The organism is Duganella zoogloeoides (assembly GCF_034479515.1).
Classification (GTDB): domain Bacteria; phylum Pseudomonadota; class Gammaproteobacteria; order Burkholderiales; family Burkholderiaceae_D; genus Rugamonas; species Rugamonas zoogloeoides.
Map to the genome: position 1 here is coordinate 1,514,628 of NZ_CP140152.1, position 26,489 is coordinate 1,541,116.

The 26,489-nt window shown below is 63.0% G+C and carries 29 protein-coding genes; 17 read left to right on the forward strand and 12 right to left on the reverse strand.

Annotation, left to right across the window (positions count from 1 at the left end; genetic code table 11):
* Positions 1 to 5: 5 nt before the first annotated feature.
* A complete protein-coding gene (locus SR858_RS06645) occupies positions 6 to 755 on the forward strand; it encodes a Crp/Fnr family transcriptional regulator (protein ID WP_026637306.1) in 750 nt (249 codons plus the stop codon).
* A gap of 71 nt (positions 756 to 826) precedes the next feature.
* Here the strand turns inward: SR858_RS06645 and SR858_RS06650 are convergent, their stop codons facing one another.
* Entirely contained in the window at positions 827 to 1,051 is a 225-nt protein-coding gene (locus tag SR858_RS06650) for a glycine zipper 2TM domain-containing protein (RefSeq protein WP_019921962.1), read from the reverse strand.
* A 130-nt stretch (positions 1,052 to 1,181) separates the two neighbouring features.
* Complete coding sequence (locus SR858_RS06655; protein WP_407654688.1) at positions 1,182 to 3,221, reverse strand: AsmA family protein; 2,040 nt, start codon at positions 3,219 to 3,221, stop codon at positions 1,182 to 1,184.
* A 164-nt stretch (positions 3,222 to 3,385) separates the two neighbouring features.
* Between SR858_RS06655 and SR858_RS06660 the strand changes: the two genes are divergently transcribed.
* From SR858_RS06660 to SR858_RS06685, 6 genes are all read left to right on the forward strand, one after another.
* Positions 3,386 to 3,772, forward strand: a complete 387-nt coding sequence (locus SR858_RS06660) for a DUF4398 domain-containing protein (RefSeq protein WP_019921964.1) — start codon at positions 3,386 to 3,388, stop codon at positions 3,770 to 3,772.
* Between the two features lie 21 nt (positions 3,773 to 3,793).
* Positions 3,794 to 4,696, forward strand: coding sequence for an OmpA family protein (locus SR858_RS06665; protein ID WP_019921965.1), 903 nt, complete (start codon positions 3,794 to 3,796; stop codon positions 4,694 to 4,696).
* 33 nt (positions 4,697 to 4,729) lie between these two features.
* Positions 4,730 to 5,266 carry a ferritin-like domain-containing protein gene (locus tag SR858_RS06670; protein WP_019921966.1) on the forward strand — a complete coding sequence of 179 codons (537 nt, stop codon included), beginning with the start codon at positions 4,730 to 4,732 and terminating at the stop codon, positions 5,264 to 5,266.
* Positions 5,267 to 5,334: 68 nt separating this feature from the next.
* The gene (locus tag SR858_RS06675; protein ID WP_019921967.1) at positions 5,335 to 5,637 is read left to right on the forward strand and encodes a DUF883 family protein; all 303 of its coding nucleotides are present in this window, start codon (positions 5,335 to 5,337) and stop codon (positions 5,635 to 5,637) included.
* Positions 5,638 to 5,640: 3 nt separating this feature from the next.
* Positions 5,641 to 6,027: a phage holin family protein gene (locus tag SR858_RS06680; protein WP_019921968.1), complete on the forward strand. Its 387-nt coding sequence runs from the start codon at positions 5,641 to 5,643 to the stop codon at positions 6,025 to 6,027.
* A gap of 9 nt (positions 6,028 to 6,036) precedes the next feature.
* A complete protein-coding gene (locus SR858_RS06685) occupies positions 6,037 to 6,393 on the forward strand; it encodes a hypothetical protein (RefSeq protein WP_019921969.1) in 357 nt (118 codons plus the stop codon).
* A 90-nt stretch (positions 6,394 to 6,483) separates the two neighbouring features.
* Here SR858_RS06685 and SR858_RS06690 read toward each other — a convergent pair whose 3' ends face one another.
* The 3 genes from SR858_RS06690 to SR858_RS06700 are packed head-to-tail and all read right to left on the reverse strand — an operon-like array spanning position 6,484 to position 7,513.
* Positions 6,484 to 6,834: a hypothetical protein gene (locus SR858_RS06690; RefSeq protein WP_019921970.1), complete on the reverse strand. Its 351-nt coding sequence runs from the start codon at positions 6,832 to 6,834 to the stop codon at positions 6,484 to 6,486.
* 17 nt (positions 6,835 to 6,851) lie between these two features.
* The gene (locus tag SR858_RS06695; RefSeq protein WP_019921971.1) at positions 6,852 to 7,004 is read right to left on the reverse strand and encodes a DUF3309 family protein; all 153 of its coding nucleotides are present in this window, start codon (positions 7,002 to 7,004) and stop codon (positions 6,852 to 6,854) included.
* Between the two features lie 56 nt (positions 7,005 to 7,060).
* On the reverse strand, positions 7,061 to 7,513 hold the full coding sequence (locus SR858_RS06700) for a glycine zipper 2TM domain-containing protein (protein ID WP_019921972.1): 453 nt from the start codon (positions 7,511 to 7,513) through the stop codon (positions 7,061 to 7,063).
* Between the two features lie 249 nt (positions 7,514 to 7,762).
* Between SR858_RS06700 and SR858_RS06705 the strand changes: the two genes are divergently transcribed.
* Positions 7,763 to 8,074, forward strand: coding sequence for a BON domain-containing protein (locus SR858_RS06705; RefSeq protein ID WP_019921973.1), 312 nt, complete (start codon positions 7,763 to 7,765; stop codon positions 8,072 to 8,074).
* A 106-nt stretch (positions 8,075 to 8,180) separates the two neighbouring features.
* Complete coding sequence (locus SR858_RS06710; RefSeq protein WP_084669969.1) at positions 8,181 to 9,356, forward strand: AI-2E family transporter; 1,176 nt, start codon at positions 8,181 to 8,183, stop codon at positions 9,354 to 9,356.
* A gap of 48 nt (positions 9,357 to 9,404) precedes the next feature.
* Here SR858_RS06710 and SR858_RS06715 read toward each other — a convergent pair whose 3' ends face one another.
* Together SR858_RS06715 and SR858_RS06720 are read right to left on the reverse strand one after the other, a co-directional pair.
* Complete coding sequence (locus SR858_RS06715; RefSeq protein ID WP_040377803.1) at positions 9,405 to 10,268, reverse strand: YihY/virulence factor BrkB family protein; 864 nt, start codon at positions 10,266 to 10,268, stop codon at positions 9,405 to 9,407.
* A 50-nt stretch (positions 10,269 to 10,318) separates the two neighbouring features.
* Positions 10,319 to 11,359 (reverse strand): OmpA family protein, encoded by a 1,041-nt coding sequence (locus tag SR858_RS06720; RefSeq protein ID WP_026637309.1) that lies wholly within the window; start codon positions 11,357 to 11,359, stop codon positions 10,319 to 10,321.
* 390 nt (positions 11,360 to 11,749) lie between these two features.
* On the opposite strand from SR858_RS06720, the gene SR858_RS06725 reads away from it, so the two are divergent.
* The 4 genes from SR858_RS06725 to SR858_RS06740 all read left to right on the forward strand — a co-directional run bounded on the left by SR858_RS06725 (position 11,750) and on the right by SR858_RS06740 (position 14,483).
* Entirely contained in the window at positions 11,750 to 12,361 is a 612-nt protein-coding gene (locus SR858_RS06725) for a winged helix-turn-helix domain-containing protein (RefSeq protein ID WP_026637310.1), read from the forward strand.
* A 134-nt stretch (positions 12,362 to 12,495) separates the two neighbouring features.
* Positions 12,496 to 13,377, forward strand: coding sequence for a M90 family metallopeptidase (locus SR858_RS06730; protein ID WP_019921978.1), 882 nt, complete (start codon positions 12,496 to 12,498; stop codon positions 13,375 to 13,377).
* A 94-nt stretch (positions 13,378 to 13,471) separates the two neighbouring features.
* Entirely contained in the window at positions 13,472 to 14,032 is a 561-nt protein-coding gene (locus SR858_RS06735) for a hypothetical protein (protein WP_019921979.1), read from the forward strand.
* Positions 14,033 to 14,129: 97 nt separating this feature from the next.
* Positions 14,130 to 14,483, forward strand: a complete 354-nt coding sequence (locus tag SR858_RS06740; protein WP_019921980.1) for a hypothetical protein — start codon at positions 14,130 to 14,132, stop codon at positions 14,481 to 14,483.
* On the opposite strand, the gene SR858_RS06745 is transcribed toward SR858_RS06740, so the two are convergent.
* The 5 genes from SR858_RS06745 to SR858_RS06765 form a co-directional block, all read right to left on the reverse strand.
* On the reverse strand, positions 14,484 to 14,918 hold the full coding sequence (locus SR858_RS06745) for a hypothetical protein (protein WP_019921981.1): 435 nt from the start codon (positions 14,916 to 14,918) through the stop codon (positions 14,484 to 14,486).
* A 15-nt stretch (positions 14,919 to 14,933) separates the two neighbouring features.
* Positions 14,934 to 15,737, reverse strand: a complete 804-nt coding sequence (locus SR858_RS06750) for a hypothetical protein (RefSeq protein ID WP_019921982.1) — start codon at positions 15,735 to 15,737, stop codon at positions 14,934 to 14,936.
* Positions 15,738 to 15,811: 74 nt separating this feature from the next.
* A complete protein-coding gene (gene hyi / locus SR858_RS06755; RefSeq protein ID WP_026637312.1) occupies positions 15,812 to 16,588 on the reverse strand; it encodes a hydroxypyruvate isomerase in 777 nt (258 codons plus the stop codon).
* A 113-nt stretch (positions 16,589 to 16,701) separates the two neighbouring features.
* Positions 16,702 to 18,201 carry a DEAD/DEAH box helicase gene (locus tag SR858_RS06760; RefSeq protein ID WP_026637313.1) on the reverse strand — a complete coding sequence of 500 codons (1,500 nt, stop codon included), beginning with the start codon at positions 18,199 to 18,201 and terminating at the stop codon, positions 16,702 to 16,704.
* Positions 18,202 to 18,436: 235 nt separating this feature from the next.
* A complete protein-coding gene (locus SR858_RS06765; RefSeq protein WP_019921985.1) occupies positions 18,437 to 19,219 on the reverse strand; it encodes an inositol monophosphatase family protein in 783 nt (260 codons plus the stop codon).
* Between the two features lie 178 nt (positions 19,220 to 19,397).
* Here SR858_RS06765 and SR858_RS06770 point away from each other — a divergent pair, with 178 nt between their 5' ends.
* The 4 genes from SR858_RS06770 (at position 19,398) to SR858_RS06785 (ending at position 26,449) form a co-directional block, all read left to right on the forward strand.
* On the forward strand, positions 19,398 to 20,183 hold the full coding sequence (locus SR858_RS06770; RefSeq protein WP_019921986.1) for an RNA methyltransferase: 786 nt from the start codon (positions 19,398 to 19,400) through the stop codon (positions 20,181 to 20,183).
* Between the two features lie 106 nt (positions 20,184 to 20,289).
* The gene (locus SR858_RS06775; RefSeq protein ID WP_019921987.1) at positions 20,290 to 21,237 is read left to right on the forward strand and encodes an esterase/lipase family protein; all 948 of its coding nucleotides are present in this window, start codon (positions 20,290 to 20,292) and stop codon (positions 21,235 to 21,237) included.
* 66 nt (positions 21,238 to 21,303) lie between these two features.
* Positions 21,304 to 22,782, forward strand: coding sequence for a PAS domain-containing sensor histidine kinase (locus SR858_RS06780; RefSeq protein ID WP_026637314.1), 1,479 nt, complete (start codon positions 21,304 to 21,306; stop codon positions 22,780 to 22,782).
* Positions 22,783 to 22,795: 13 nt separating this feature from the next.
* On the forward strand, positions 22,796 to 26,449 hold the full coding sequence (locus tag SR858_RS06785) for an EAL domain-containing protein (RefSeq protein WP_019921989.1): 3,654 nt from the start codon (positions 22,796 to 22,798) through the stop codon (positions 26,447 to 26,449).
* Positions 26,450 to 26,489 lie beyond the last annotated feature (40 nt).

The window sequence follows — 26,489 nt, forward strand, 5'->3', positions numbered from 1 at the left end:
GCCCTATGCATACCCACCACCACCACCTTGCCGAAGATGACAGGAGCCCAACGCGTGCGTTGGTTAATCGTTTACTGTCCAGTTTGCCCGAAGAAGAACAGGGCCAGCTGGCGAGGCTGGGAGAAATAGTGAAGGTGGACGTGGGCGACGTGCTGTACGAGCCAGGTCAGACCGTGCGCCACGTGTACTTCCCGCTCGATTGCCTGCTGTCGTTGCTGGCAGTGGCGGAAGGGCGCATGACGCTCGAAGTCGGCTCCGTGGGGCGCGAGGGCATGATCGGGGCGCCGGTGGTGCTCGGCCACGAGCTGGCGCAAGTGCGTGCCGTGGTGCAACGCGCCGGAAGGGCGGTACGCATCGACGCTGGCGAGTTTCGCCTGGTGTACGCGCGCATGGAGCCGTTGCAGCGCCTGCTGCACCGCTACACCGACACCTTGCTGGCGCAGGCGATCCAGATCGCCGTGTGCAGCCGCTTCCACGTGCTCGAAGCACGACTGGCACGCTCGCTGCTGATTACGCGCGACCGTTTGCAGTCCGATAAATTTCATCTCACCCACGAGTTCCTGGCGCATGCGCTCGGTGTACGCCGGGTGGGAGTGACCAAGGCGGCCAGCGCCTTGCAAAACCAGAAGCTGATTTCCTATAGCCGGGGCAATATCGAGATTCTCGATGCGGCGGGGCTGGAGGCGGTGTCGTGCCGCTGCTACGAGCTGGTCAAGGACGAGGGTTTGATCGGGATTTCCAACGTATTTGTCTGAGGTATACACATAAAAAAATCCGTCATCCCGCTGGCGCGGGCATGACGGATTTTTCCATCGCTGGCGGTCGATTAACGCGTGGGTTTTTGCACCTGGTTGCCGATCACACCGCCGACTGCCGCGCCACCAACCGCGCCGACTGCGCTGCCGCCAGTCAGCACCGAACCGGCCACTGCGCCGACACCGGCGCCAACTGCCGTGTTGCGGTCCTGGTTGGACATGCCGGCGCACGCCGTCAGGCTCAGGGTTGCCACTACCACAGCCGCTGCCGAAGCTACTCGTTTGATCGTATTCATTGTATTCTCCTCAGGTCGCTCATGAAGGCGCGGTCTCATCCGCACCGATGGCTGAAGAATACTTCTTGCCGAACCGAATCTCAGTTAGGCACCGCACCCTGAAACACCTTGTTACCCTTTACCGGCCTGCTCATTTGCCAGCGGCGGGACCGCGTGCCAGCAGTGCCGGACATTGCGACGCTGGCGACGCCCCTGACCCCGTGGTGACCAGCGGCACGATGGCCGCCACCGGCGCCACCAGCGCCAGCGCCACGGCGCCGCCGGCGCGCAGCGCCATGCTGCCCTTGTCGATGCTCACATCGGTGTCCTTGAACGTGCCGCGCACGTAAATCGGCGAACGCAGCGACAGGATGCGCATGCTCCTGGCGTCGGGTTTGAGCGTGAGGTCGAGCTTTTCGTTGGCCAGGTTAACGGTGCCGCTGGCGTTGATGACTGCTTCCGCCGTATCCACCACGAACAGGCGCGAGCGCATCAGGCCGTTTTGGACGCCAAAGTCGGCCACCAGGCAGTTGAGCTTGACCTGCTCGTCGCCGAACAGGCGGGTGACCACCACGCTGCCCAGGTTCAGGCCCATTTCCTCGAGCATCAGCTTGCTGACACTGCCGCCGCTGACGGCGCCCTTGAAGTCGCCATTGGACGTACCGAGCAAATCGGCGACGGAATTGCCGCTGGCTGTCAGCGCCACATCGGCATTGACTTCGCCGACGGTGGCGCGCATGCCATCGATGTTGGGAAACAGTTGCTTGAGTTGCAGGCGCCGCAGGTCGGCCTTGAGCTCGGCGCGGATGGCGCGCGGATCGACCTTGCCGCTGCCGTCGAGCACGATGTTCGAGGCGAATCGACCGCCGGCGATATCGAAGTTGAGTGGCTTCATCGACAGCACGCCATCTTTCATGTGCACCTGGGTCTCAACATTTTGCACGGGCAGACCCTGGCCGCGCGTGACGCGCCGGGCTTCGAGCCTGACGTCGGCGTCGAGCGCGGTCCAGCGGTCCTTGCGGAACGCCTCCACCGGCAGCACCCTGTTGCGCGGCTGGACAGTCTCGGCCCCGCGCGCTGCGCGGCTGGCGGCGGAATCGGCGCCCACCAGCGGCCCCAGGTCGGCAAATTGCAGCAGCTGCGAGGTGACCGTGCCGGTGAGCAGCGGGCGCGGCGTGGCGGAGCGGTAATCGAGCCGGCCCGCGATGTCGCTGCTGCCCACCCGGCCGGTAAAGTCCTGGTAGCGCCAGTGGCTGCCGGTCCGGTTGATGCTGCCGGTGAGCCGCCCTTCGGTGGAAAACGGTGGCGTCTCAGGCAGCAGCACACCGGTGATGCCGTACAGGCGCGCCATGCTGGGACCGGATATCTTGAGCTTCAGGTCGAGCGCGGTAAGCGCGGCGGGGCGGGTCAGTGTGCCTTCGGCGGCGATGCGGGTGCCGCCCACGTCGAGGCTTGCCGCCAGTGGGTACGGCGTGGCGTGCTCTTGCAGGCCCAGCACCGCGCCCGACTTGCCGCTGCCGTTGATGGCTTGCTCGTTCCACTTGCCCTTGAGGGTCCACGCCACGCCGTAGGTTTTGTCAGTGGCTATGCTGTCAACCGTGGCCACCGCATCGACATGGGTGGATGCGTCGCGGTAGTTGACGACGCCGCGCGTGAGCACCACGCGCTGTACCGCCAATTGCCATGCCGGCTGCTTGTCATCCTGCTGAAAAGTCCAGTTGTTGCGGCCCGCTTCATCGCGCAGCAACCACAGTTGCGGCTGCTCGAAGCGCAGTACCGGCACCACGATGCGCTGGCGCAGCAGCGGCAGCAGTTCCACCGCGAACGCAAACTGGCCCACGCTGGCGAACTCGCCGCCAGCCTGCATCGCTGCCGGCTGGCCGATATGCACATCGCGCGCCACCAGGTGTGGCAGTGGCAAATAATCGCGCCAGGTGCGGTTGGCGCCGGACCCCTGCTGGCGCCAGGCCAGCGCCAGTGGTCCCCGGATGGCAAACGGCCGATCGATCGCCTCGCCGATGCGCTGGCTGATCCACGGCCGCGCGCTGTTCCAGTCATAAGTTGCCAGCGCGATCGCGGCGGCAGCAGTGGCGAGCACGCCCACGCCCGCGACAACAAGAACGATACGAACGGAGCGGCGACGGAGCAGAGCAGGAGACATGGGCAGTTTGCGACGGGAAGGTTGCCACATTCTACACAGGACCGTCACGGCGACCCGTCCCGGTGCGCCAGCGCACGTACGGCGTGCACCGGCGCCATCGACGCCTCTCTATGTGCGGCACCGAACTGAGTGCGGCGGGGCATGGGCCTATAACGTTACTTGTCAGTTCAATATTTTCACAAGGAGAACAATAAATGAACACCGTTCAGCATAAATTCAAAGTGATCTGCGGCGCCCTGGCGCTGCTGGGCCTGGCAGCTTGCGCCAGCGAAAAGACCCCGGCCACCGCCGACGTCGCCGTCTCGCGCGCTGCTGTCGCCAACGCCACCTCGGCCGGTGCTGCCGACCTGGCGCCGGAAGAGATGAAATCGGCCCGTGAAAAAATGATGCGCGCCAACCAGGCGCTGGCCGCCAAGGACTACAAGCTGGCCCAGGACCTGGCCGCGCAAGCGCAGGCCGACGCCCAGCTGGCGCAAAGCAAGGCCAACTCGGCCAAGGCCACTGCTGCTGCCGACGAGCTGCAACAAAGCATTCGTGTGCTGCGCGAAGAAGCCAATCGCGCCAATACCCAACAACAATAATCAATAAATCCGGAGCCCCACATGAAACTGATGACCAAACTGCGTATCCTGCCTGCCGCCGTTGCCGTGGCAATTGTCCTGTCTGCTTGCAGCAGCGCACCGATCACCACCAGCGAGCTCGATGGCGCGCGCGGCGACTTCGTTGCCGCCCAGAGCAACCCGGCCGTTGCCGCCAACGCCCCGGTAGAGTTCAAGGCCGCTGCCGACGCGCTCGATCGCGCCAACGCTGCCGCCGCCCAGAAGGAAAGCCTGGCCGACATCGACAAGCTGGCCTATCTCGCCAAGCAAAAAATCGCCGTGGCACAAGAGGTGACCAAGCAGCGCCAGGCCGAAGCCAACGTGGCGCAAGCGGGCCGCCAGCGTGACGAAGTGCGCCTGGAAGCGCGTACCGCCGAAGCCGACAAGGCCCGCACGGCTGCCGAGCGCGCCAAGGCCGAGGCCGATGCTGCTCGCCAGCAGGCGGACGCAGCCGCAGCATCGGCGCGCGACGAGCAGGCCAAGGCTGCAGCGCTGCAGCAGCAGCTGAACGATCTGCAAGCCAAGCAAACCGATCGCGGCCTGGTAATTACCCTCAACGACGTGCTGTTCAACGTGGACAAGGCCGAATTGAGCGCCGAAGGCATGCGCACCGCGCAAAAACTGGCCGACGTGCTGGCGCAGGAACCGAAAAGCATGGTGCTGATCGAAGGCTTTACCGATTCGACCGGCAGTTCGTCGCACAACCTCGACCTGTCGCAGCGCCGCGCCGACGCCGTGCGCCAGGCGCTGGTCGGCATGGGTGTGCCAGGCAACAAGATCTCCACCAAGGGTTATGGCGCCGCCTACCCCGTGGCCGGCAATAACGACGCTGCCAGCCGCCAACTCAACCGTCGCGTGGAAATCGTGCTGTCGCAAAACGGCGCACCGATCACCAACCGTCGTTAATCCCGTATTTTTTCTTGAAAAGGACTATTCATCATGGCTGAATCCAATCCCACCCATCCGGCAGGCATCGATCGTGAAGCCATCCGCGAAGCAGCACGCAATATGCTCGACGGCCCGGTGACGGCCGGCTACAAGGGCGACCGCGAGGCAGTGATCAAGATGCTCAACGACGCGCTGGCTACCGAGCTGGTCTGCGTTCTGCGCTACAAGCGCCACTACTACACGGTCAGTGGCTTGCAAAACGGCCCCATCAAGGCCGAGTTCCTCGAGCACGCTACCCAGGAACAGGAACACGCCGATTCGCTGGCCGAACGCATCGTTCAGCTCAACGGTCAGCCTGATTTCAATCCTGCAACGTTGCTCGCACGCAGCCATGCCGAGTATGATGCATCGGACGACGTGCAAGCGATGATCAAGGCTAACCTGATCGCCGAGCGCGTCGCCATCGAGTCTTATCGTCAAATGATCGAGCAAATCGGCGATACCGACCCGACCACGCGCCACCTTTTGATCAGCATCATGGCCGTGGAAGAAGAGCACGCGGACGATATGCGCGATCTGCTTGAATAAGCGATTAGGCCAGTTGGTGAATTTGTTGTACAGTTTTCACTTCTCACAACCATAACAGGAGCATCATTATGTTGGAACAAAATATCAGCACCGTGAATAACGACGTGAAAACTCTGGTCAAGGATGCTCAGGCATTGTTCACCGCCGCCACCGCGCTCACCGGCGAAAAAGCCGACGAGCTGCGCGGCCGTGGCATGCGTGCCCTCGACTCCGCACTGGCCAAAGCCCACGAAGCGCAAATCAGCGCCGTGGCTGCCAGCAAGGAAGCCGCCAAGCAGGCCGATGCTTACGTCAAGGACAATCCATGGCGCTCGGTCGCAGCAGCAGCCAGCATCGGTTTGCTGGTCGGTGTGATCATCGGCCGTAAGTAACCGATGGCGCAAGCTGACGAAGTGAACCGTCCGCCCGGCCTGATTGCGTCGCTGGGCAACATCGCCCGCAACAGCATGGGCCTGCTGCTGACGCGGCTGGAACTCGCTGCCCTCGAGCTGTCGCAGGTGCGTAATCACTTGCTGCAACTGGTGGTCGCGTTTGCCGTCGCGCTGGTGGCCGGCTGTTTTGCGTTGGCGTGCATTACGGTCATGGTGGGTTACCTGGCGTGGAACGCGCTGGGCTGGCTCATCCTGCCGATCCTGGCGGGCTTCTTCCTGCTGCTGGCGATAGGCTTGATCATGTACGCGCGTGGCCTGATCAACGCCGGCAAGCTGTCGATGCCGGCCACCATGGCCGAGCTCAAATCCGACCGCGACATGTTGATGTAAGGAGAGCAGATGAGCAAACAGGCACATGATCCGGTTGCGGCCGACATCCAGCGCTTGATCCGCGAGGGCGAGCTGTATCGCATCAAGGTCGTCCACGCCAAGGCATTGGTGGCGCAAGCCATGCGTCCCGATGCGCTGATGCATGGCGCGGTTGATCACGCGGTCAGCCTGGCCCAGGCCCGCCTGGGCGGCTTGATGCAGCCGGGCGGCTTGAGCAACTTTAACTACAAGGCGCTGATGCCGTACGCCATCACGGTCGGCTCGTTCCTGGCGCGCAAGCGCCTGATCAAGCCGGTCCTCGGTGTGGCGGCGCTGGCCGGCGTCGGCGTGGCGTGGCTGCTCAAGCGCAAGCGCTCCACTGGCTGATTCTTCAGCCGAGCGGCTGCCAGATCGACAAAAATCGGGCCCGTGAGCGATATTCGCTGACGGGCCCGAATGTTTTTAACGGAGCAAAAATCAGGGTTGGCGCGGTGGTTCGTTCTCGGCGAGCACCGCCGTCACGCGTGCCATGTCGTGGCGATAGGTATCCTGCGCCTGCTTCAGGCAGCTGGCCCGCTCGGCGGCGGGCCCCTTTGCACAGGCCTGCTTGGCTTCGGCCAGGGCTGCGCCGATTTCCTTGCGCAGGGTGCGCTCTTTTTGCGCAGGCGTGACGTCTTCGTGGTGCCAGCGGGCCGGATCACCCTTGGCGATTTCCTGCTGTTGCAGCTGGATGTTTTGCGGAGGCGTATAGTCTTGTGCCTGCGCGGCAAACGCCGCGCAGGACAGGGCGAGCACGGCGCCGCATTTCAGGGTCTGGAAAGGCGTCATGACCGGCTCCCCTTAACTTAAAGGCGCCCGGTCAGCAGCATGATCAGCAGGATCACGACCAGCAGGCCGGTGATGCCGCTCGGTGCGTAGCCCCAGTTGCGGCTGTGCGGCCAGGTAGGCAATGCGCCCACCAGTAACAAGACCAGGATGATCAGAATGATGGTGCCCATGGTATTCCCCTTAAGTTTGAGTTATTGATCGGGATGATCGCGATAATCGGAAAAAATTAATAGCGGTACAGGCGACCGTCGATCAGGCGCACGCGGTTGCCCACGCGCAGGTCATAAACGCTGTCCTGGTTCACCAGGCGGTAGTCGCCGTTGTCCATGCGCACGCTGATCTGGTATTCATCGCGCGGTGCGTTGCGGTTGTTTTCGACGTTGTTGCCCACCACGCCACCAGCGACTGCGCCGGCCACGGTGGCTGCGGCACGGCCGCTGCCCGAGCCCACCTGGTTGCCCAGCAATGCGCCCACCAGCCCGCCTGCAACGGCGCCAGCGCCGCTGCCTTTGCCCTCGACGGTTCTGACCTGGATCGATTCGATGGTGCCATAGCTGGCTGCTTCGTTCTGGTAGCCGGTCTGGTGGCCGTAGCCTGGATTCTGGTTGCTGGTGGCGCAGCCGCTCAGTACGGCGGTGGCGGCAAGTACGACAGCGGCAAGGGTGCGGTTCGAATTCATGTTGTCCTCCTGAAAGTAATGAATCCAGAATAATCATGCTGCGCATACCGGTCTGTGCGCTTTCGCACCAAGTAATTACGTGGAATAAATGTGGTGACTTTGCCAAATTTCAGTGTGTGTACGATACCGTACAGAGTCCTTGCCGCGATGGGCGTAAAACGTTTCCATCGGCAGCAGCGACGACCAAACAACCGTACGGCGTCGCTCGGCTGACAAACTGATTCGATCAAAACACCAAGGAGAACCACCATGAAAATCGCCCACAAAATCGCTACCGCACTGTTCACCGTCTCGCTGCTGGCAACTGCTGGTTGCGCTTCGACCGCCACCAAGTCGGGCACCGGCGAATACGTCGATGACACCATCGTCACCGGTAAAGTGAAAGCTGCGATCGTCAACGAGCCTACCCTGAAAGCCACCGAAATCAACGTGGAAACCTTCAAGGGCGTGGTGCAGTTGAGCGGCTTCGTGGCCCAGCCTGCCGACGTTGCCAAAGCTGGCGAAGTGGCGCGTAGCGTCAAAGGCGTTTCGTCCGTCAAGAACGATATCCGCGTGAAGTAATTCCGCTCGATGTCGCTGGTTTGCCGTTGCCGGTTTCCGGCAACGGCGAACGCGATCGGCGCGACATGCTTCGGTATGTCGCGCCGTAATTTCATTGTGAGTCATCATGAGCCAGCAGCCCGCAGATCTTCCTCCCGCCACCCTCACGGCGAGCCCGGCATCGAGTAGCGCAGCCGACCCCGGTGTGCTTCAGCGTTTCCCCATCCATGTCAACGCCCGCGGTCTCGCGCTGGGCATCATTGCCACCGTCGCCTTCGTCTGGGCCCTGCAGTGGTCGCGCAATTTCCTGGTTCCCCTGCTGCTGGGCATTCTGATCAGCTACACCCTGAGTCCGCTGATGGGCTGGATGACGCGCCGGCGCGTGCCGCGCGCCATTGCCGCTACCCTGATCACGGCGGCCATCGTGGGCGGGTCGGTGATGGCGGTCGATAAACTGCACGGCGAGTTCGAGGCCATCGTCGAAGAGCTGCCCAGCACCGGCCACAAGCTGTCGAAGCTGGTCAGCGAACGCCTGCACGGTGGATCGAGCGCCTTGCAGCGCATCCAGGCCGTGGCCACCGAGTTGCAGCAGGCCACCGCAGGCGCCCAGGAGCGGCGCGCGGCGCGCAAGGCCATCCCGGCGACGTCGCCCGAGTTCCCCTTGATGAACTGGGTGTGGGCAGGCTCGATGGGGCTGATGGGCTTTCTGAGCCAGGCCACCATGGTGATCTTCCTGGTGTTTTTCCTGCTGCTGTCAGGCGACACCTTCAAGCGCAAGCTGGTCAAGCTTACCGGGCCGTCATTATCGAAGAAAAAAATCACGGTTCACATCCTGGAAGACATCAATACGTCGATCCAGAAATACATGCTGATGCTGCTGGTCACCAATGGCATGCTGGCAGTCATGATGTGGATCGCGCTGCGCTGGATCGGCCTGGAAAATGCCGGCGCCTGGGCCATCGTGGCCGGCTTGCTGCACCTGATGCCGTATTTCGGGCCGCTGCTGATCATGCTGGCAACGGGCCTGGTGGCGCTGCTGCAATTCGAGTCGATCCAGATGAGCGTGCTGGTGATGGGCACCTCGCTGGCCATCGCCACCCTGGTGGGCACCATCATCACCACCTGGATGACGGGCCGCTTCGCGCGCATGAATGCTGCTGCCGTGTTCGTCAGTTTGCTGTTCTGGGGCTGGTTGTGGGGCGTCTGGGGCTTGTTGCTGGGCGTACCCGTGATCGTGATCGTCAAGGTCGTGGCCGAGCGGGTGGAAGGAATGGAGGTGGTGGCCGAACTGCTGGGAGAGTAGGGCGGTTGCTGCGACGACGGGGCGCTGGCGTTGCCGGCGCCCCTTTTGTCATGGCGCCGAAGTTTTGTCTTTCAGGCTGCCCAGTTGCAAGGCATACTGCCGCGCAAATTCCGCGCCCAGGAAAAAGATCTGCGCCGAGTAATACACCCAGAGCAGCAGCGCAATCACCGAGCCGGCCGCGCCATAGCTGCTGGCCACGCCGCTATTGCCGATATACGCGCCGATGGCAAACTTGCCTAGCGTGAACAGGGCAGCGGTACCGAGCGCGCCAATGCTCACATCCTGCCACGACAGCTTTACGCGCGGCAGCATCTTGAAGATCACGCCAAACAAGGCGGCAATCACCAGGAAGCTGATCGCGTAGTTGATGCCGGTGAGCGCTTCGCCGGCATCGACCCAGATCCGGTCCCAGTATTTCTGGATGATCGTCAACACGGCGCTGACCACCAGCGACACCATCAGCAGGAATGCCAGCACCAGCACCATGCCGAACGACAGTAGCCGGGTACGGATCACGTCCCATGCCGTGCTGGTCGTCACCGGCGGCACCTGCCAGATCACGTCCAGGCTGGACTTGAGTTCGGCAAACACGGTGGTGGCGCCAAAGATCAGCAGGAAAAACGCAATGATGGTGGCCAGTTGACCTTCTTCCTTGTTTTTTGCCCCGGCCAAGACCAGCTGGATCGCTTCCGCGCCTTGCTGGCCGACCAGGCCGTTGAGCTGGGCGAACAGCTCGCCCTGCGCCGCCTGCGGACCATAGAACCAGCCGGCAATGGCCAATACCAGCACCAGGATAGGCGCCATGGAAAACAGGGTGTAGAACGCCAGCGCCGCGCCCATGCTGCCGGCGCGGTGCGAAAACCATTCGGAAACGGTACATTTCAGCACCGAAAATATATCTCTTTTTCTCATGAGTAAAAAAAAAGCCCCGCAACCGAAGTTGCGGGGCTCTTCCGAGTGAATTAGTTCACGCGACGTTCGATGGTGATTTGTTCCACCTCGACGCGACGGTTAGGCTCCAGGCACTTGATCAGGTCAGCTTTACGCTTGTTGTCGCAGGTGACAACAGGGTTCGCTTCGCCACGGCCTTCGGCGCTCAGGCGGTTGGCTGCAACGCCTTTGCCGACCAGGTATTCCTTGACCGAGTTGGCACGGCGCTCGGACAGTTTCTGGTTGTAGCTCTCGGCGCCCAGGCGGTCGGTGTAACCGGCGATGGTCACATCGTTGATGCCAGGGTTGTTGTTCAGCAGGGTCGCGATCTCGTCCAGTTTAGGCTGGTTCGGGTTCAGCTTGGCGCTGTCGAAACCGAACATTTCGGTGGCCGACATCGTCACTTTTTCCATGCGCACCGGTGGTGGTGGCGGTGGTGGCATTGGTGCTGGTGGTGGCGGTGGTGGTTCGGCCACGACTGGTGCCGGTGGTGGCGGTGGTGCCGGACGTGGTGGCGCGGCGAAGGCGAAGTTCACACCCACGGTCAGGTACAGGTTGTTGCTCTTGTCGGTGCGTGGGAACACGTCGTCACGCAGGAAGCCGTGCACGTTGCGGATGTCGGCCTGGAACGTGGTACGTTCGTTCATGTCAGCCTGGAAACCCAGACCGGCGCTGATGTAAGGCGAGTTCTTGGAGATCTCGTTTTGACCGGCCAGGGCCAGTTTGTCGCGCTGGACACCGGCGCCGACCAGGATGAATGGACGGAACGACTTACGCGAGAACAGGTACAGGCCGTCAACGCCCAGGGTTTGCTGCTGGTAGCGGTCGCCATTGTCTTTCGAACGGGCGTAGGTGCCACCCATTTGCACGTCCCAGTTTTCGTTGACTGCCTTACCGAACTTCAGGCCACCACCCGGGCCGCGACGGTCTACGCCGAAGTCGTCGTCCGGTTTGATGCCGTTGACGCTAGGCTGGACATACCACGACGGGTTGATGACCGGCTCTTGAGCCATGGCGGAGAACGACGCACACAGTGCTGCTGCGGCGAGGGCGATTTTCTTAGTTTTATTCAAGGTAAGCTCCCGATTAATGAAGGATGTTTCGATGTTTCGTTGTCAGCTGTGTTTTGTTCACCGCTGCTAGGAACGAACTTTATGCAAAATAGTCAGTTCATTCAGTACGCTACCGCACAAAAGATTGTGCTGTATCAAATTCAACACAGATTGTGGATTTGATCGGGCAATTCATGCAACTTCCCGAAATGGGGGGTGTCCTATATTCATTGTTCGGGTTTCGCCGCTAATGTTCGTTGCCGCACAGACTGGTGCGCGGCAAAAAGGCATTCTGGCGTCAGATGCAGAGACTGTGGCGCTTGATAAACGATGTGCTTCAACCACACAGCCTCCGCTGCCAAATATCCCGGCAAAACCAATCTCGGCAATTTGTTATTAAGGAGTGTACACATGCACGCACAACCCCAAACCCTGGTTCAGAACGAAATGAAAGCGTCGCTCGACATGCAATCGACCACCAGCAAGCTGTTGGAGCGTCCCGTGCCACTGGACCGCAAACCCGGCTTGTCGATGGCCTCGATCGAGCGTGTGCGTTCCACTTCCGCCACCCTGCGCCGTATTGAAAACATGCAAAAGCTCATCGCCGAGCTGTCCATGCACGAAATGCTGGCCGATGAAATCGCCTGGTTCCTCAAGTTTTCGCCATCGGGCGCTCGCAAGTACATCCGCGACCTGCGCGAAGCCGGCGTGATCGAACTGGCGCGTTACGTCGAAGGCACCGCTACCTACCTGGGCAAGGCTGTGTACCAGCTCACGCCGGATCCGGAACGTGTCGCCGCCTTCCTGGCCGCCATCGTCCAGCCTAAACGCGAAGGTGCGCCACCGCGCAAGGAACGTCCAGGCCTGCGCGAGCAAGCCATGGCCGGCAGCGGTCGCCACTTCCACATCCTGGCCGATGACACCCATTACGCGATCCGCGTTAACCGTGGCCCGGTGATGCGCGACCCGCTGGTTGCCGCGCTGTTCGGCTCGGCGCCATCGCAGCAAAAAGCTGCCGAGTAATTTCGGCGGTGCATCCAAAAAAGCCGGGTTCGTCCCGGCTTTTTGCATTTCGGAATGTTTGCGTTGCAGATGTATTGAAAGAGGGGCAAGTGTCCTCACTTAAGCATCACTGAACTTTTACGGATGCGCTGTACATGGAAGCCTTGATCTGGATAGTCCTCACGCTGCTGGCCATAGCGCTCCCGCTGTATTACCCGCGCTGGCGCCTGCGCCGATTGCTGGCGCGGCCGTTATCGGCCGAAGCGCAGGCTATCTTGCAGCGTAATATCCCTGTCTATCTCCGCATGCCAGCCGAGTTGCAGCAGCAGTTGCAAAAGCTGGTCGTGCAGTTCCTGCATCAAAAGAAATTTGTCGGCTGCGAAGGGCTGGAGATGACCGACGAAATCGCCGTCACCATCGCCGGCCAGGCGTGCATGTTGCTGCTCAACCGACACACCAAGGTCTATCCGGCCTTGCACACGGTGCTCGTGTATCCGTCCGAATTCGTTGCGCAACGGGCGGAAATCGGCCCTGGCGGCGTGGTCACGCCGGGGCGCCAGAGCATGCTGGGCGAATCGTGGGACGATGGCCGCGTGGTGCTGTCGTGGGACGATGTGCAGCGCGGCGCCGGCGACTGGACGGACGGCCACAACGTGGTGCTGCACGAATTTGCCCACCAGCTTGACAGCGAATCGGGCCGCGCCAACGGCGCCCCGTACCTCGGTAACCGGGCCAGCTACCGCGAATGGTCGGAAATCTTGCAACGCAACTACGACAGCCTGCGCATGCGCGCCATGTATCGCCAGGAGACGGTGATGGACCCTTACGGCGCCACCAATCCGGCCGAATTCTTCGCGGTCGCCACCGAAACTTTCTACGAAAAGCCGTACCAGATGGCCGAGCACCATGCCGAGCTGTTTGCCGAGTTCCTCAAATACTACCGCGTCGATCCGCGCCAGTGGATGCCGCCACCACCGCCGCCGCCCCCGGTCCAGCTGGAGCCGGGCGAGATCAGCTACAGCTTCAACCTTCATTAGGCTTTGCCGGGGTGCGCCTGCGCACCGACTCCCGGTGGGTGCGGGTGCATATTGCTGCCATCGCCGCTTGCGGCCCGACCACAGGGAGAACAGCATGAGCCACATCATCGCAGGACATTTCCAGATCCAGGACGAGATCGCTGCGGCCCGCGCCGCCTTGCAGCAGGCAGGCTTTGCCGACGAGGATATCAGCGCCTTTTACGTCAATCCGCAGGGCCAGCACGATGTCCACGAGCTCGGCGGCGACCAGGATAAATCGCCGGGCGCCAAGGAAAGCGACGAGGGCGTGGTGCAGGGCGGCGGCGCCGGTGCCGTCGCCGGCGCGGTGGCCGGCAGCGCGGCGATTCCGATCGCCGGTCCGCTGGGCCCGGTAGTTGGTGCATTGGTGGGCGCCCACGTCGGTTCGCTGTTCTCGCTGTCGAAAATGAAGGATGCGGGCGAACCCGAAGAAGGGCGCGACGGCCACGAAAACATGATCCCGCCGCGCAAATCCGGCATGATGATAGCCGTGGCAGTGGCCGACCAGGCCCGCGAACAGCAGGCGCTCGACGTGCTGCGCAGCCTCGGCGCCAGCAATCTCGAGCGTGCTGAAGGAACCATCGCCGCCGGCGACTGGCGCGACTTCGATCCGACCTCGCGCCCCGTGCCGGCTTGAACCGTCCTGTTGCGTATCCGGTACTGGCGCGCTGACAATCGCGGATTTCCCGATAATCATTGCTACAATGAATTGACAAATCCGGGGAGGCGCGGCGATGACACAGGCATGGGTAGTGCTGACCCGCCCGGACGGGCGCGACTTGCAGGCGCCGTCCGAGGCGCAAATGGCCGATGCCCTGGCCGAAGTCTATAGCGGCAAGGCCGCCAGTCCGGACGGCGAGCCCGGCAGCGCCGTGTTGCGCTTCGGTTATGACGACGGTTTGATGTACGAAGTGGAAGTGTCGAGCGGCGGCGCCGTGCGGTTTGCCGAGTGGTCGGACCGCGATTGCGAGCTGGCGCTGGCCGACCCGCGCGTGATGACCGCGCTGCCGCAAGACGATGCCTTGCAACTGTGGCGCTTGCTGGCGCAGCGGCAGGTGGCGCGCATCCGCAGCCAGCCGTGGCAATAATTACATCGATTCTACCCGCGCCTTGAGTTTTTCATAAGGCGCCACCAGCTTTTCCGGCGCACCGGTGGCCACTGCCGCCGCCAGCGACAGCAGCTCCCCTGTCAGTGCGATCAAATCCTTGATCTGGTCGATCTTGCGGATCTTTTCCTGCGCCTGCGCCGTCACGTCCAGCAACTGGTTCTGCAAGTCGCCGAGCCCGGCAGCGGCCAGGCGGGCCGCTTCCAGGTACAGGCCCAGCGCATGCTGGCGCAAAGTCACTTCGTTGGCGAACAGCGCCTGCGCGGCAGCCCGGCTGATGGCGGGTTCGCTGGTGCCCGGCGTCTTCTGACGGATGGCCCGCATCAGGCGCGCGTGGAGCGCATCGGCGCTGGCGGACAGGCTGTCGGCCAGTGCTTCGAGACCGAGCTGGGTGTTGCTGCTGGGTTCAAGGCTCATGATGGCTCTCCAAAATCAAGGCTGTGGCAGACTCTCGACCAGCGCCCGGTGGCGCCGCTCGATCAGGTCCAGGTTCTTGCGCGCCAGCGTGTGGCGCAGGCCGATCAGGCGGTATTCGGCGGTCTTTTCCTGCAGGTGCGACTTGGCCAATGCGATCAGGAGGCGGTCGCGGTTGGCGTCGAGATAGGGGATTTCCATCTCCAGCATGCCCAGCACGATGCGCTGCTCGTTGTCGTTGGAGCGGTCGTACAGTCGCAGCAGCTTGCGCATGGCATCGAGCAGCTGCTGCACCGGTTCGCTGGCGTCGCGCACCAGGTCGTTGACGGCGCGCTCCTGCATCGGCGCCGTGATCGCGCGTGACAGCAACCGGGTCAGGCCGGTAAAGGCGTTGACGTGGCGGTCTTCCAGGCCGGTGTCTGGCCAGGCCTTGATGCCGGTGCCGACCACCTTGAGCGGGTCGCGCAAGTCGTACCGGCGGTCGCCGGCCAGCGCGCCGAGCGCCTGCATATACGCTTGGACCACGTCGTCGATGCGGCGGAAATCGTCGCTGGCCTGTTTGCGGCTGGCGTCGAGCGCACGTTCGCGCAGGTCGGCGGCGGGCGCCAGGTACGGCTGCTGGCGCTCGTAGGCGCTACGGTAGCGTTCGGTCAGTTCGTGGTAGGCGTTGAGCTTGGGTGCGTCGGCGGCAAAGGCGCGCACGTCGGCCATGCGCGGGGTGCTGCTGGCACAGCCGCCCAGCATGGCAAAGACCGCCAGCAGGCACCCAATCAGCAGCGCGTGGACGGACAAATGTAGCCAGGTCAAGCGTAGCGAAATCATGGGGCCTCCTCAAGGAAATGAGGATCATTGTTGCCCTGCGCTTGATGCGTGGTGTTGCGACTGCGCAGACCTGGCTAGGTGAGTGCGGTCAGCCAGCCCAGGCCCGCGCGGGTGTCGCCGGCCGGGTTGTACTCGCAGCCGATCCAGCCGTCGTAGCCCAGCTGGTCGAGCAGGGCGTACAGGTGGCGGTAATTGATTTCACCGGTGCCCGGCTCGTGGCGGCCCGGCGTGTCGGCCACTTGCAGGTGGGCGATGCGCGGCAGGTTGGCGCGGATGGTGTTGCTCAATTCGCCTTCCATGCGCTGCATATGATAGATGTCGTATTGCAGGAACAGGTTGGGGCAGCCGGCTTCGTCGATGATCGCCAGCGCCTGCGCGCTGCGATTGAGCAGGTAGCCGGGCATGTCGAAATGGTTGATCGGCTCGATCAGCAGCTTGATGCCGTGCGGCGCCAGCAGCCCGGCGGCGTAGCGCAGATTGGCAATATAGGTGGCGCGCGCCTGCTCGGGCGCCAGGCCGGGCGGGATTTTTCCGGCCATGCAGTGTACCTGTTGCACCCCCAGCACCAGCGCGTAATCGCGCGCGGCGGCCACGCTGGCCTGGAATTCGTCGCTGCGGTCCGGGTGGCAGGCCATGCCGCGCTCGCCCGCGTCCCAGTCGCCCGGGTGCAGGTTGAACAGCACCAGTTGCAAGCCATGCTCGCGCAATTGCGCGGCGATCTGCTCGGCGGGCCATGCATAGGGGAACAGGAATTCGACAGCCTCGAAGCCGGCGGCGCGGGCGGCGCCAAAGCGGTCGAGGAAGGGGACGTCGGTAAACAACATCGACAGGTTGGCGGCAAATTTAGGCATGGGTAAATTATAAGGCAATAAAAAACCGCCCGAAGGCGGTTCGATATTGTTAGCCATCATTCCGTCATCCTCGCGTGCGCGGGAATGACGGAGCTGGAGGCTTCGGGCTGCGATTAACGCCCGCGGCCACCCGAGCGGTGCTGCGACGGGTTGGCGCCATTGCGCGGGGCGCTGCCGTTGCCGCCGCCACCGGTGCGGGCTTGACCGCCGCCACCGCCGCCGCTGCGGGCGCCGCCGCCATTACCGCCACCACCGTTGCCGCCGCGACCACCGCCGCCAGCCGACGCGCCGGCGCCAGCGCCGGGCGCGCGCGGTTTTCCGCCACCGCCGTTGCCGCCATTGCCACCGGCGCCTGCCGGCTTGCCACGGCCACCGCCGTTGCCGCCGCGTCCACCGCCGCCGCCGTTGCGATGGCCAGGGCCGCCGCTACGCAGCTGGATCGGTTGTGCGCGCGCGTTCAGGTCCGGCTCGAAGCCAGGAATCACTTCACGCGGCAGGGTTTGCTTGATCAGCTTTTCGATATCCTTGAGCATGTCATGCTCATCGACACACACCAGCGACACCGCTTCGCCGGTGGCGCCGGCGCGGCCGGTACGGCCGATCCGGTGTACATAGTCTTCCGGCACGTTCGGCAGGTCGTAGTTGACTACGTGCGGCAACTGGTCGATGTCGATACCGCGCGCGGCGATGTCGGTGGCGACCAGCACTTGCAGCGTGCCATCCTTGAATTCGCTCAGCGCGCGGGTACGGGCCGACTGGCTCTTGTTGCCGTGGATGGCCATGGCAGTGATGCCGTCGCCACCGAGTTTTTCCACCAGGTTGTTGGCGCCGTGCTTGGTGCGGGTGAAGACCAGCACCTGGGTCCACTTATGGGCCTTGATCAGGTGGGCCAGCATCGGGTGTTTCTTGTCGCGGTCAACCGGGTGGATCTTTTGCGCGATCACTTCCACGGTCGAATTGCGGCGCGCCACTTCGATGGTGGCCGGGTTGTTCAGCAAGCCGTCGGCCAGCGCCTTGATCTCGTCCGAGAAGGTGGCCGAGAACAGCAGGTTCTGGCGTTTCGGCGGCAGCACGGCCAGCACTTTCCTGATGTCGCGGATGAAGCCCATGTCCAGCATGCGGTCGGCTTCGTCCAGGATCAGGACTTCGACCTTGCTCAGGTCCACGGTGCCTTGCTGCATGTGGTCCAGCAGGCGGCCCGGGGTGGCGACCAGGATGTCGACGCCGTGTTTAAGTTGCTTGATCTGCGGATTGATGCCGACGCCGCCGAAGATCACGGCCGAGTTCAGCTTGGTGTACTTGCCGTAGATGCGCACGCTTTCCTCGACCTGGGCCGCCAGTTCGCGGGTCGGGGTCAGGATCAGGGCGCGGATGGCGCGCGGCGAGCTATTGGTGGTGAATGCCTTGCCGACAGCGCTGGACGACAGCAGTTGCAGCAGCGGCAGGGTGAAGCCGGCGGTCTTGCCGGTGCCGGTCTGGGCGCCTGCCAGCAGGTCGCCGCCGTTCAGGACGGCAGGAATGGCCTGGGTCTGGATCGGTGTCGGGGTGGTGTAGCCGGTGTCGGCAACAGCGCGGACGATAGCGTCGGACAAACCGAGTGAGGAAAATGGCATGGGTAGCTTTGTATGAGATCGGCCTGTCGCCCTCTTGGGGCGCCAGTCGCAGGCAATCGGGATTATCTAGGTACGGCGCAAGACTGGATGGCAAGCCGCAGCTAGCACTATAACAGCTAAGCTGGAAGGGAATTTCGCTTGGGAAACAAAAAGGAGGCGGATCGCCCCCTTTTTTTGTAACAAACCTTACGTCAATGAAACCAGCGCAAGGCTTTTGTTATGTGTTTCTTATCTATCAGGCAAACGGGGTCAGCAGACCCACCATCTGGCCGAAGATTTTCGGGCTGGCGGCAATGATGTCACCCTTGTACAGGTAGTCCGATTCGCCATTGAATTCGCCGACGATGCCGCCCGCTTCGGTCACCATCAGGGCGCCCGCTGCGATATCCCACGGCTTCAGGCCTTTTTCGTAGAAACCGTCGAGGCGGCCCGACGCCACGTAGGCCAGGTCCAGCGCGGCGCTGCCCGGACGGCGTACGCCGTGGCTGCGTTCGGCCATGATGCCGTACATTTTCAGGTATTCGTCGAGGGCCTTGGCGTTGCCGGCCTGGTAGCCGGTGGACAGCAGGGCGTTGGCAATACGATCGAGCTTGGTAACGCGGATACGTTTTTCGTTCAGGTAGGCGCCGGCGCCCTTGGTGGCGGTAAACAGGTCGTTGCGCACGGGGTCGTAGATCACGCCCTGGGTGATCACGCCGCGCTGGGCCAGTGCGATCGAGATGCAGTATTGCGGGAAGCCGTGCATGAAGTTGGTGGTGCCATCGAGCGGGTCGATGATCCAGCAGTATTCAGCCTCGTCGTGGTTGTTCTTCGATGCGCCCGACTCTTCAGCCAGGAACGCGTGGTCGGGATAAGCCTTGGACAGCACGCCAATGATCTCTTGTTCGGCCGCCTGATCGACGTCGGTGACGAAATCCTTGTGATTTTTCTCGGTCACGATCACGCGGTCGAGGTCGAACGAGGCGCGATTGATGACGGTGGCGGCGCGGCGAGCAGCTTTGATCGCCGTGTTGAGCATTGGGTGCATGATGACTTTTCCGTTAAAAGAACGCTAACGCCCACCGGGGCAATGCCATCGGCGACGCGTTAGAGGACAAGAGTGAATTAAAGAGCGGGGCGGCGGCAACAAGGTAAAATCCGGGGCAGAACTCCCTGCGGAACAACCGTATTGAAACTGCGCAATAGCGATATTTTAAATGAACCTGCCCCAAACCCCTACTAACTTTTTCAAACAGCTGCGTTTCATCCTGGTCGAGACCAGTCGCGCGGGCAATATCGGGGCGGTGGCGCGGGCCATGAAAACCATGGGTTACAGCGACCTGGTGCTGGTCAATCCGCGCTTTGCCGATGCCGTGCAAGACCCGGAGGCGGTGGCATTCGCCAGCGGCGCCCAGGATATCCTGACCGGCGCCCGCGTGGTGGGCAGCATGGCCGAGGCGCTCGACGGCATCAACTTCGCTGCGGCCGTCAGCGCCCGCCTGCGCGAATATTCGCCGCCGGTGCTCACGCCACGGCAGTTTTCCACGCAACTGGTGGCGCAGCCTGAATTGCACGCTGCTGTCATTTTCGGCAACGAACGCTTCGGCCTGCCCAACGAGGTGGTCGAGCAGTGCAATGTGCTGATCAACATTCCCGCCAATCCCGAATACTCGTCGCTCAACCTGTCGCAGGCGGCGCAGGTGGTGGCGTACGAGTGCCGGATGGCCGTGCTCGACCAGGCGCCGCAGGTGGTCAGCGCGCGCCAGCCGCAGGGGGACGCCAACGAGATCGGCTTCCACGGCGAAGCTGCCAGCCTGGCGCAGATCGAGGGCATGTACCAGCACCTGGAAAGCGCGCTGGTCGAGATCGGTTTTCTCGATGCCGGCAATCCGCGCAAGCTGATGCCGCGCCTGAAGCGCCTGTTCGCAAGGGCGCAGCTGGAGAAGGAAGAAGTCAATATCCTGCGCGGAATTGCGCGGCAGATGACCGCGGAGCGCAAGTGACGCTGGCCTTCTGCCGGGGGACGGCCTGCCGCTGCGAGGTGAGGGGTTGTCGCGTTCGTCGTGCGCTGCCGGCGCCAGGCCTGGTGCATACATCAACCTTGTCTTCATGATCAAACGTCTGCTGATCCTCTTATTAGTGATCGAAGTGCTGGGCGTGCTGGCCGTGGCGGCCGGCCTGCGCACCTGGCTGCCTGACGACTGGCCGGCAACTGTCGCGGTACTGGTCGCGCTGGCCGGCGGTGTACTGGTATTGCTGCTGGTGCGCATGCTGATCGCCGCCAACAATTTCCGCATCAGCTGGCGCGCGCGCAGCGTGCCCGGCGCCATCCATGCGCTCAACCCGCTCACAGCAGCGCGGCTGTTCCTGCACGAGTTCGCATCCACCATGCTGACGTCGTCCTGGTATATGTTGCGCCCGGTCGGCCTGCAGTGGCAGCCGCAGGCGCGCGGGTTGCCGGTATTGCTGATCCATGGCTATGGCTGCAACAGCGGCTACTGGCGGCCGATGAGCGACCAGTTGCGGGCCGCCGGCATCAATCATTACGGTATCGACCTCGAGCCGCCCGGCGCCGCTATCGACGATTTCGTGCCGCAAGTGCAGGCGGCGGTAGCGCATTTGTGCACGGCGACTGGCAGCGCGCAAGTAATCATCCTGGCCCACAGCATGGGCGGGCTGGTGGCGCGCGCGTACTTGCGCCGTCACGGCGCGGACCGGATTGCCCGCGTGATCACGCTCGGTACTCCGCACCACGGCACCGTGCTGGCCGACCTCGGCCCCGGCAGCAACGCGGTGCAAATGCGTTGCGGCAGCGATTGGCTGGGCGCGCTGGCCGCCTTCGAGACGGCCGGTGACGCTAATTTGCAACGGACCTTGTTCTGTTCCATTTATTCTGTCCACGACAATATCGTCGCCCCGCAGGACTCGAGCGAGCTGCCCGGCGCGCGCAACCTGGTGTTCGGCGCCATAGGGCACGTGGCGCTGGGCCGGCATCCGGAGATCGTGCGCTGCGCGCTGGCAGAAATCGTTTCCACGCAACAGTGTGACTTTGTGTGACTTTGTGTTGTTCTTGGTTGCTGTATGGTTACTCCTGTGAAGTGCAGCAAACAAGGCGGACCGGCCGTGACAGACTTTGGCACATTGATACTCGAGCAAATGCCGGACGCGGTGATCTTGACACGCCTGGACGGCGAAGTGGTCTATTGGAACAACGGCGCCGAAGCCGTGTTCGGCTATGGCAGCACGGAGGCAATAGGCCACCGGCTGGCCGACCTGATCGAGCCGGCCGGTGCGCAAGACGCCGCCAGTTCCGACAGCGTGCTGCGCCAGACCCTGGCGACCGGATCGGCCAATTACGAGTCGCTGCGGCACGCCCGCGATGGCGTGCTGGTGTACATCGACAGTTCAGGCAAGCTGGTGCGCGACGCCGACGGCGCGCCCGAATATATTTTGTGGAGTAAAAAAGACGTTACCGCGCTGCGGGTGTTGCGCGACGCCAAGCTGGTCGAGGCGCGGTTCCACGGCATCCTCGATTCGATGCCCGACGCCATCGTGGTGGCCAATATGACTGGCCGCATCGTGCTGGCCAACGGCCAGGCCGAAAGGCTGTTCGGCTATGCCCAGGGCGCGCTGCGCGGGCTGGAGCTGGAAGCGCTGATGCCGGCGCACATGCGCAGTGCCCATCGCAGCCACCGTGGCGGCTATATGGCGCAACCGTCGGTGCGGCCGATGGGCGCGGGCCTGGCGCTGCATGGCTTGCGCAGCGATGGCGTGGAGTTTCCGGTGGAGATCAGCCTGAGCCCGATCACGACCGAGGAGGGCACCCTGGTCATCAGCGCGATCCGCGATATCAGCGATCGTAAACTGGCTGAATTGGCGTTGCAAGAAAAGAATATTGAACTGGCAAAAGCCAACGCCGCCAAGGACCGCTTCCTCGGCGGCATGTCGCACGAGTTGCGCACGCCATTGAACGCAATCATCGGATTTACGGGTACTATGCTGATGAAGTTGCCTGGACCCATCAATACGGAACAGACCAAGCAGCTCCGGATGGTGCAGGACAGCGCCCGTGATCTGCTAACGTTGATTAACGATTTGCTCGACCTGACCCGGATCGATACCGGCAAGGTGCAACTCGACGTCGTGGCCGTGGATAGTCGTGCGCTCGTCGATGAAGTGCTGGCGCTGCTGGCGCCGCAGGCGCACGCGAAAAAGCCGGTGGGACTGGTTTTCGACGTCATAGCGCCACCGGACTTGCCGACCGTGCGGACCGACCGCCGCGCGCTGCAGCATATTTTGATGAACCTGGTCGGCAATGCGATCAGGTTTGCCGACCAGGGCCCGCTGCTGGTGCGGCTGGCGCCGGCCACCGTTGGTACACGCCGCTGCCTGACCTTTAGCATCGGCGATACGGCTGCCGGAGCGGCGCCGTTGCAAGCCGTGTCGCAACTGGACACGAGTGCAATGCAGCAGTTTGAAGGCGCGGGCTTGAGCCTGCACCTGAGCCAGAAACTGGCAGCGCTGTTGCATGGAGAGATATTGTTCGACAGCGCGTATGGCGTGGGGAGCGTGTTGACCCTGGCCCTGCCGCTGGAGACTTGAATAAGGAGTCTTTGTGTCTGCAAGAATACTGATCATCGAAGACAACGCCACCAACATGGAGTTGATGGTGTACCTGCTGCGCGCTTTCGGCTACACGCCGCTGTCGGCGTCCGATGGCGAGGCCGGCGTGGAAGCGGCCCGGCGCGAGCAGCCCGACCTGATCATCTGCGACGTCCACCTGCCCAAGCTCGACGGCTATGGCGTGGTGGCGGCGCTCAAGGCCGACCCGGCCACGCGTGACATTCCGGCCCTGGCCGTGACCGCGCTGGCCATGGTGGGCGACCGCGAGCGCCTGCTCGAAGCCGGCTTCGACAGCTATATCGGCAAGCCGATCGAGCCGGACACTTTCGTCAAGCAAATCGAGTCTTTTTTGACCGGGGAGATGTCGACCCCGCCTAAAACCGACATCGCCACGATCCTGATCGTGGACGACCATGTGCTCAACCGCGAGTTCCTGATGACGCTGCTCGGTTACGGCGGCTACCGCCTGATCGAAGCGGCCAATGGCGCCGAGGGCCTGAAAATGGCGCTGGCCGACAAACCCGACCTGGTCATCTCCGACATCCTCATGCCCAATATGGACGGCTACGAGTTTGTCACGCGCATGCATGAACATCCGGACACGGCCGACGTGCCGGTGATTTTCTACACCGCCACGTACCGCGAACGCGAAGCGCTGGCCGTGGCCGAGTCGTGCGGCGTGCGCTGGGTGCTGCCCAAGCCGTCCGATCCGGACGTGATCCTGCGCACGGTGCAGGAAGCGCTGGGCCAGGAGCCCACCCCGGTCGTGGAGTCGGACGACGACCGCACCGCCGTGGTGCCCGACCTGCCGCAGGAAAAACGCCTGCTCGACATCGACCACCAGGTCGCCGAATACCTCGACGAACTCGAATCGAGCAGCCAGCTGATCACGCGCCTGGCGTCGGCGCCGGCGGCGGTCGATGTCGCCACCGAAGACCTGGCGCGCATGACCCAGCGCCTGTCGCGCTCGCTCTCGAGCTTGCAGGCGGTGAGCCTGCGCCTGACCGCGCTGATCGAACTGGGCATCGAACTGGGCGCCGAGCGCGACCCGCGCGCGCTGCTCGAAATCGGCTGCCGCGTGGCGCAAAACATCTGCGTTTCCAAGTACGCCTGCATCGGCGTGCTCGACGAAGAAGGCGTGGCGCTGGCCTACTACTCCAGCTGCGGCGCCGGCGTGCCGATCCATGAAATCGCCCAGAACCCGCGTGCGGGCGTGCTTGGCGGGCTGCTCGAACAACGGATTCCGTGCCGCATCAACGACCTCGATGGCGCGCCGTTCAATGTCGGCCTGCCCGCCAGCCATCCGCCGGTACACACGTTCCTCGGCGTGCCGATCGCTTCGCGCGAGCGCATCCACGGCTGGTTGTACCTGGCCGATAAACTCGGCGCCGACGGTTTTTCGGAAGTCGATGAACGGGTGGCGGCCACGGTGGCCGCGCAACTGGCCGGCGCCTACGAAAACCTGCAACTCTACGACGAGATCAAGCGCAACCACGCCCAGCTGACGCTGGACATGAACGCCCGCATCCGCCTCGACGAAGACTTGCGCCGCTTCCGCCTGGCCATGGACGCTACTGCCGACGCCATTTTCCTGGTCGATCGCGCCGGCATGTGTTTTGTCGATGTCAATGCCACCGCCTGCCGCATGCTCGGTTTCGAGCGCGAGGATTTCCTGCAAGTAGGCCCCAACAAGCAGGTGGAAGGGGACCTGGTCAAGCTCGAAGTCCTGTACGAAAAACTGCTTTCCGGCGATCAGAGCGGCGCCATGACGGAATTGCTGCTGCAATGCCGCGACGGCTCGCCGCTGGCGGTGGAAGTGCAGCGCCGCACGCTGCGCTCGGGCTCGAGCTGGATCCTGGTGGCGGTCGCGCGCGATATCACCGAGCGCAAGGAAGCCGAGCAGCGCCTGCTCAAGCTGGCCCACTTCGATACGCTCACCGGCTTGCCCAACCGCAGCCAGTTCAACGATTCGCTCATGCATTCGATGCGGCAAGCAGCCGAACACCACTGGTCGCTGGCGGTGCTGTTCCTCGACGTTGACCGGTTCAAGAACGTCAACGATACGCTCGGCCACACCATCGGCGACGAGCTGCTGCGGCAGTTCTCGAGCCGGCTGGTCGATTGCCTGCGCGTGCGCGACACCATCGGGCGCTTCGGCGGCGACGAGTTTGCCGCCATCCTGATGCTGCCCGAGGGCGCGCAAAACGCGGTGGTGGTAGTCGACAAGATCCGCGAAGTGCTGCGCCGGCCGTTCGACCTCAAGGGCCACGAAGTGACGGTGACGGCCAGTATCGGTATCTCGGTATTTCCCGACGACGCTGCCGATCCCGACACCCTGATCCAGTACGCCGACACTGCCATGTACCGCGCCAAGGAAGCGGGGCGCGACGCGTTCCGCTTCTTCACGGCCGAGATGAACGCGCAGTCGATGGCGCGCCTGGAACTGGAAAACGCGCTGCGGCGCGCCATCGAGAACGATGAATTCGTGCTGCACTTCCAGCCCAAGGTGAATATTTCGAGTGGCCGCATCAGCGGTGCCGAGGTGCTGATCCGCTGGCAGCGCCCGGGGCACGGCATGGTATCGCCCGCGCTGTTCATCCCGATCCTGGAAGAGACCGGGCTGATCGTGCGGGTGGGCAGCTGGGTCATCAACGAGGCGTGCCGCAAGATCGCCCAATGGCGCCGCACCAGCGCCGGCGCCGTGCACCTGTCGGTCAATGTGTCGGGCATCCAGTTCTTCGTCGGCGGCCTGGAGGAGGAGGTGCTGCGCGCCATCAAGGAGCACGATATCTCGCCCGAGCTGCTCGAACTCGAACTGACCGAGAGCTCGCTGATGTCGAACGCCGAAGAGACCATCACGGTGCTGCAGAATTTGAAAGCGCTGGGCATCAAGATTTCGATCGACGACTTCGGCACCGGCTATTCGTCGCTGGCGTATTTGAAACGCTTCCCGATCGACAAGCTCAAGATCGACATCGCCTTCGTGCGCGAAGTGACCAGCAACCCGGACGATGCCGCCATCGTGCTGGCGATTATCAACATGGCGCACAGCCTCAAGCTCGACGTGATTGCCGAGGGCGTGGAGAAGGATGCGCAACTGGCGTATTTGCGCCGCCACGGCTGCGACGAGATGCAGGGTTATTACTTCAGCCGGCCGCTGCCCGAAAACGAATTCGAAGCCATGCTGCGCGACGGCCGCACGCTGCAGGCGCCCGAAGACGAGCAGGCCACCGAGCAGCCGACGCTGTTGATCGTCGATGACGACGCCTTCATGCTCGACGTGCTGACCGATTTCCTGTCGCAGGACGGCTACCGCATCCTCACCGCGCAAACCGCCGCCGAAGGTTTCGATATCCTGGCCCGGCACCGCGTCCAGGTAATTCTTTGCGACCAGTGCATGCCGTTGATGAGCGGCACCGAGTTCATGGAGCGGGTAAAAAACCTGTGCCCGGACACGTTCCGCATCATGCTGTCGGCCTACGCCGACCTCACGCCGATCATGGCGGCGATCAACCATGGCGCCATCGACCGCTTTTATACCAAGCCGTGGAAGGGGGCGGCGCTGCGCGAGAATATCCGCGAGGGCTTCCGCCTGCACGCGCAGGCGCATGGCAAGCTGCCGTTCATTAACACCGAGCAGGCCTGAGCAGGGAGGCGCACGGCTGGCATCGGTGGTATGCTGGCGA